Below are 1,670 nucleotides of genomic sequence, written 5' to 3' on the forward strand. Positions count from 1 at the left end.
TTCGCCCCCGCCGGCATCCGCCTGATCCCCGTCGTGCACGAGCAGGGCGCCGGCCACATGGCCGACGGCTATGCCCGCGTCTCCGGCCGCCACGGCGTCGTCATCGGCCAGAACGGCCCCGGCATCAGCAACTGCGTCACCGCCATCGCCGCCGCTTACTGGGCCCACAGCCCCGTGGTCATCGTCACCCCCGAAGCCGGCACCATGGGCATCGGCCTGGGCGGCTTCCAGGAAGCCAAGCAGYTGCCGATGTTCCAGGAGTTCACCAAGTACCAGGGCCACGTCACCCACCCGGCCCGCATGGCCGAGTTCACCGGCCGCTGCTTCGACCGCGCCATGGCCGAGATGGGCCCCACCCAGCTCAATATCCCCCGCGACTACTTCTACGGACAGATCAAGGCCGAGATCCCCCAGCCCCAGCGCCTGGACCGCGGCCCCGGCGGCRACCARCGCCTGAACGAAGCCGCCGAACTGCTCGCGCAGGCCAGGTTCCCCGTCATCATCTCCGGCGGCGGCGTGGTCATGGCCGATGCCATCGCGGAGTGCCAGGCGCTGGCCGAGCGGCTGGGCGCCCCGGTGGTCAACAGCTACCTGCATAACGACTCCTTCCCCGCCAGCCACCCGCTGTGGTGCGGCCCGCTGGGCTACCAGGGCTCCAAGGCGGCCATGAAGCTGCTCGCCCGCGCCGACGTCGTCATCGCCCTCGGCTCGCGCCTCGGACCGTTCGGCACCCTGCCCCAGCACGGCATGGACTACTGGCCCAAGAACGCCAAGATCATCCAGATCGATGCCGACCATAAGATGCTTGGCCTGGTGAAGAAGATCTCGGTGGGCATCTGCGGCGACGCCAAGGCCGCCGCCGTGGCGCTGACCGAGCGTCTGGCCGGACGCACGCTGGCGTGCGACGCCTCCCGCGAAGACCGCGCCGGCCAGATCGCCGCCGAGAAGGCCGCSTGGGAGAAGGAGCTCGACGAGTGGACCCACGAGCGCGACCCCTACAGCCTGGACATGATCGAGGAGCAGAAGCAGGAACGCACGCCCACCGGCGGCCACTACCTGCATCCGCGCCAGGTCCTGCGCGAGCTGGAGAAGGCCATGCCGGAAGACGTGATGGTTTCCACCGACATCGGCAACATCAACTCGGTGGCCAACAGCTACCTGCGCTTCAACAAGCCGCGCAGCTTCTTCGCCGCCATGAGCTGGGGCAACTGCGGCTATGCCTTCCCCACCATCATCGGCGCCAAGGTGGCCGCACCCCACCGCCCGGCCGTGTCCTATGCCGGCGACGGCGCCTGGGGCATGAGCCTGATGGAGACCATGACCTGCGTGCGCCACAACATCCCGGTGACGGCCGTGGTGTTCCACAACCGCCAGTGGGGCGCGGAGAAGAAGAACCAGGTGGACTTCTACAACCGCCGCTTCGTCGCCGGCGAACTGGACAACCAGAGCTTTGCCGAGATCGCCCGCGCCATGGGCGCCGAAGGCATCGTGGTGGACAAGCTGGAGGATGTGGGCCCGGCGCTCAAGCGCGCCATCGACCTGCAGATGAACCACGGCAAGACCACCATCATCGAAATCATGTGCACCCGCGAGCTGGGCGACCCGTTCCGCCGCGATGCGCTCGCCAAGCCCGTGCGCATGCTCGACAAGTACAAGGACTACGTTTGAGC

Annotated in this window: 1 protein-coding gene; it reads left to right on the forward strand. The window is 68.2% G+C overall.

Annotated features, from left to right (window positions below; translation table 11 throughout):
* A partial coding sequence (gene xsc / locus AC1DS6_RS42525; protein ID WP_477104795.1) for a sulfoacetaldehyde acetyltransferase occupies positions 1-1,668 on the forward strand: 1,668 nt, incomplete at its 5' end.
* Between the last annotated feature and the right edge of the window lie 2 nt (positions 1,669-1,670).

The organism is Cupriavidus sp. 05L310, assembly GCF_056398185.1.